Genomic DNA, 4615 nt, shown 5'->3' with positions numbered 1-4615 from the left:
GCAGCGTGTAGCGTGCGGCCTCCCACGCGTTGACCGGCGGAAGGGTCCGCGTCGCGACGGCCGTCGCGAAGTCGTCCACGAGGAAGTGGTGGCTGCCCTCGTGGCCGCTCGGGAGCGCACGCAGCTCGGCGGGCAGCCGGCCCGCGTCATGCACGGGGGCGAGACCGGAGATGAACGCGTCGCGGAGGGCTGGGTCGACGTCGGCGAGCGAGGGGTCGTCGGGGTCCATGCTCGGCACGGTGGTGAGTTGCTCGCTCACGTCGGTGAAGCCCTCCTTGTCCTGCCACACGGCGGTCTCGACGAGCTGCTCGAAGCTGCCCTCGGTGCCGAAGTAGCGGAAGCGGCTCTCGCGCAGGTGGGACGGGTAGCCGACACGGCGGAACTCGTTGATCCGCATGGAACCGCCGCCGGCGAGCTCGAAGAGGGCAGTCGCGTTGGAGAACTCGTTGTCGAACATGCTGACCTCGCGGTCGAAGACGCCGTCGCCGCGATCGTCCCGCACGCCGATGCAGCTCACGCTCACGGCGTGGCCACCGATCGCCCCGATGACCCCGCCCACGGAGTGCGTCGGGTAGAGCATGGGCGGGTAGCTCGCGGTGCGCTTCCATTCGGGCCCGCCGCTGTACTCGTACGCAGCATAGAAGCCGAGGTCCATGTCGTGGACGTAGTCTCCCTCGGCGTAGAAGATCCGGCCGAAGGAGCCCTCCGCGCGGCGACCTCGCGCGTAGACGGTCGCGGGGTTGTAGTAGCTCGTCTCGCCCATCATGTACGTGAGTCCGGTCTCGCGCACGGCCTCGATGATCGCGGCGATCTCCTCGACGCTGATGGCCATCGGCACGGCCGAGTACACGTGCTTGCCGGCTCGGAGCGCCTGGACCACGAGCGGGCCGTGCGTCCAGCGCTGCGTGAAGATCGCGATCGCGTCGACGTCGCTCGCGAGCATGGCCTCGAAGCTCGGGAACGTGCCCGCGAGCCCCTGCCGCTCGGCGAGGGCCTCGGCGCGCTCGGGGAGCACGTCCGTGACGTACACGGACGTCACGTAGGGGTGGGCGTCGAAGAGCTTGGAGAACTGGCCGGCGAACTGGCCGGCGCCGACGATTCCGAGGGAGAAGCCTGTGGCGTGAGTCATGCCGAAAGTCTTCCATCGTGAGTTACTCGAGTCAACAGGTACGCCGCCAACGCGATTAGATCCGTGAAATTTCAAGGGAACCTCTTGTCAATCAAAAAGTTACTCGTGTAGATTCATAGCCAATTGTTAGCCAGATCACAGCGGAGGATCCAATGACGACCACCACCGTGGGGGCCCGGAAGACGGCGCAACGCAGCGCCGATTCCCCCGATCACCAGCGAGGCGCGCGCCACCGAGGGCGCGGCGATCTGCGCGTCGCGCTCCTCTTCGTCGCGCCGGCCCTGCTCGGCTTCGTGCTCTTCTACCTCGTCCCCACGATCCGTGGCATCTACCTGAGCTTCACGGACTACAGCATCCTGGGGAACCCGATCTGGGTCGGCGTCAAGAACTACGCCAAGATCTTCCAGGACAAGCTGTTCTGGAACGCGATGGGCGTCACGCTCGAGTACGTCATCCTCAACATCGGCTTCCAGACCGTGATTGCCCTCGGGCTCGCGCTCCTCATGTACCACGTGGCCAAGTCGACGCTCATCCGGGGAGTCCTCCTCCTGCCGTACCTCGTGGCCAACGTGATCGTGGCCCTCCTGTGGTTCTGGATGCTCGATTACCAGATCGGGATCGTGAACCAGGTCCTCCAGTGGATGGGCATCCCCCGCGTCGCGTTCTTCGGCAACGAGTTCTGGGCCATCCCGACCGTCGCGTTCGTCAACGTGTGGCGGCACATGGGCTACACCGCGCTGCTGATCTTCGCCGGGCTCCAGGCCATCCCGAATCAGCTGTACGAGGTCGCGAACCTCGACGGCGCGAGCAAGTGGCAGACGTTCTGGCGGATCACGATGCCGCTCCTGCGCCCCGTGCTCCTGCTCGTCATGGTCGTGACGATCACGGGCTCGTTCCAGATCTTCGACACGGTCGCCGTCACGACGCAGGGCGGGCCGGTCAACGCCTCCCGCGTCATCCAGTACTACATCTACCAGCGCGCGTTCAGCCAGCAGGACTTCGGCTACGGCTCGGCCTTGAGCGTGATCCTGTTCGTCATCCTCGCCATCGTCGCCTTCCTGCAGATGAAGTTCCTGCGCGGCAACGAGAGCGACCTGGACTGAGGGGACCCACCATGACTTTCTTCACCAAAGGCGCCCAGCGCACAGGTACGCAGCGCACCAAAGGCGCGCAACGCACCACCGGCACGCGACCCACCACAGCCGCCCGCCGCCGTCGTCCGGTGAACTGGGGCCGCATCGCCGCCTGGGCCGCGCTCGCCGTCGCCATCCTCGTCACGGTGGGGCCCTTCCTCTGGATGCTCCGCACCGCGCTCTCCAACAACCACGCGCTCGCTACCCAGTCGAGCAACCTCCTGCCCGCGGACTTCACGTGGGGCGCGTTCGCCCGCGTGTTCGGCCTCCAGTCTCAGGCCCAGGCCCAGGCCGAGGGCGGGTCCGGGGCGTCGATCAACTTCTGGCAGTACCTGCTCAACTCGCTCATCGTCTCCACGATGATCACGGTCTCGCAGGTGTTCTTCAGCTCGCTCGCGGCGTACGCGTTCGCCCGGTTGCGCTGGCGCGGCCGGGACAAGGTCTTCGCGCTCTTCCTCGGGACGCTCCTCGTCCCCTCGATCTTCACGGCGCTGCCCAACTTCCTGCTCGTGAAGAACCTCGGCCTCCTCAACACGTACCTCGGCATCGCTCTCCCGAGCATGCTCATGACTCCGTTCGCAGTGTTCTTCCTCCGCCAGTTCTTCCTCGGCATGTCCCGCGAGGTCGAGGAGGCCGCGATGCTCGACGGCGCCCGGCACGTCCGCATCTTCTTCCAGGTGGTCCTCCCGAACGCCGTGGCGCCGCTGGCCACGCTGTGCCTCCTGACGTTCATCGCGGCGTGGAACGACTACTTCTGGCCGCTCCTCGTGGGCAACGACCCCGCGGTCCGCGTCCTCACGGTCGGCCTCGGCGTCTTCAAGTCGCAGTCTCCCCAGGGCGCGCCCGACTGGTCCGGCCTCATGGCCGCGACCCTCGTCTCGGCATTGCCGGTCCTGCTCCTGTTCATCGCGTTCGGCAAGAAGATCGTCAACTCGATCGGCTTCTCCGGCATCAAATAGCGCTTTTAGCTCACCCACCCCACCAACCCCTCGAAAGGACCACGATGATGAAGAAAGCACTCGGCGCCGTCGCCCTCGCCGCGGCCGCAGCCCTCGCACTCTCCGCCTGCTCCGGCGGCTCGAACCAGGCCTCAAGCTCCGGCGACGCGAAGGGCGAGGTCAGCTACTGGCTGTGGGACGCCAACCAACTCCCCGCGTACCAGCAGTGCGCGGACGACTTCCACAAGGCCAATCCGAACGTCACGGTCAAGATCACCCAGACCGGCTGGGACGACTACTGGACCAACCTCACGAACGGCTTCGTGGCCGGCAACGGCCCGGACGTCTTCACCGACCACCTCTCGAAGTTCGGCGACTTCGTCAAGAACAACCAGCTGCTCGCGCTCGACGACGCGGTCAAGAACGACGGCGTCGACCTCCACCAGTACAACAAGGGCCTCGCCGATCTCTGGGTCGGCAAGGACAGCAAGCGCTACGGCCTGCCCAAGGACTGGGACACGATCTCCCTCTTCTACAACAAGGACATGATGGCCAAGGCCGGCCTGAGCGCCGAGCAGATGGGCAGCCTTGCGTGGAACCCGCAGGACGGCGGCTCGTTCGAGAAGGCCATCGCCCACCTCACCCTGGACAAGAACGGCAAGCGCGGCGACGAGGCCGGCTTCGACAAGAACAACGTGGCCGTCTACGGCCTGGGCCTCAACGGTTCCGGCGCGGCGAGCGGGCAGACCGAATGGAGCTGGCTCGCGGGCACCACCGGATGGACCCACACGGACAAGAACCCGTGGGGCACGCACTACAACTACGACGACAAGAAGTTCCAGGACACCATCGCATGGTTCCACGGACTCATCGACAAGGGCTACACGCCCAAGCTCGAGACCACGGTCGGCGCCTCGATGGCGGACACGTTCGCCGCAGGCAAGGCCGCGATCAACGCGAACGGCTCGTGGATGATCGGGCAGTACTTCGGCTACAAGGGCATCAACGTGGGCCTCGCCCCGACCCCGATCGGACCCGACGGCAAGCGCTCGTCGATGTACAACGGGCTCGCTGACTCGATCAACGCTGGGACGAAGAACCCGGCGGCCGCGGCGAAGTGGGTCGAGTACCTCGCCTCGTCCGCGTGCCAGGACGTCGTGGCCTCGAAGGCCGTCGTGTTCCCCGCGATCTCGGCGGCCGCCGACAAGGCCGCCGCGGCGTTCAAGGCCAAGGGCGTGGACGTCACGTCCTTCACCCAGCAGGTCAAGGACGGCACCACGTTCCTGTTCCCGATCACCGAGAACGCGGCCAAGGTGGACGGCATCATGAAGCCGGCCATGGACGCCGTCTACTCGGGCAAGTCGCCCGCCAGCTCGCTCAGCGACGCCAACAGCCAGGTCAACGCGCTCTTCCAG

Annotated in this window: 4 protein-coding genes; 3 read left to right on the top strand and 1 reads right to left on the bottom strand. The window is 66.2% G+C overall.

Features of this window, described 5'->3' with window-relative positions; translation table 11 throughout:
* A partial coding sequence (locus ACLN58_RS18195; protein ID WP_415856652.1) for a Gfo/Idh/MocA family protein occupies positions 1-1129 on the bottom strand: 1129 nt, incomplete at its 3' end.
* 152 nt (positions 1130-1281) lie between these two features.
* On the opposite strand from ACLN58_RS18195, the gene ACLN58_RS18190 reads away from it, so the two are divergent.
* The 3 genes from ACLN58_RS18190 to ACLN58_RS18180 form a co-directional block, all read left to right on the top strand.
* Positions 1282-2232: a carbohydrate ABC transporter permease gene (locus ACLN58_RS18190; RefSeq protein WP_415856651.1), complete on the top strand. Its 951-nt coding sequence runs from the start codon at positions 1282-1284 to the stop codon at positions 2230-2232.
* An 11-nt stretch (positions 2233-2243) separates the two neighbouring features.
* On the top strand, positions 2244-3221 hold the full coding sequence (locus tag ACLN58_RS18185; protein WP_415856650.1) for a carbohydrate ABC transporter permease: 978 nt from the start codon (positions 2244-2246) through the stop codon (positions 3219-3221).
* Positions 3222-3268: 47 nt separating this feature from the next.
* Positions 3269-4615, top strand: a 1347-nt coding sequence (locus ACLN58_RS18180) for an ABC transporter substrate-binding protein (RefSeq protein ID WP_415856653.1), incomplete at its 3' end; no start/stop codon positions are given.

The sequence above is a fragment of the Sinomonas sp. G460-2 genome (assembly GCF_047759905.1).
Lineage (GTDB): Bacteria > Actinomycetota > Actinomycetes > Actinomycetales > Micrococcaceae > Sinomonas.
This window is presented reverse-complemented; position numbering and strand designations above follow the sequence as displayed.

Coding starts and splice junctions, on each gene's coding strand:
- ACLN58_RS18190 (WP_415856651.1), top strand. CDS start 1,282: ATGACGACCACCACCGTGGGGGCCCGGAAGACGGCGCAACGCAGCGCC.
- ACLN58_RS18185 (WP_415856650.1), top strand. CDS start 2,244: ATGACTTTCTTCACCAAAGGCGCCCAGCGCACAGGTACGCAGCGCACC.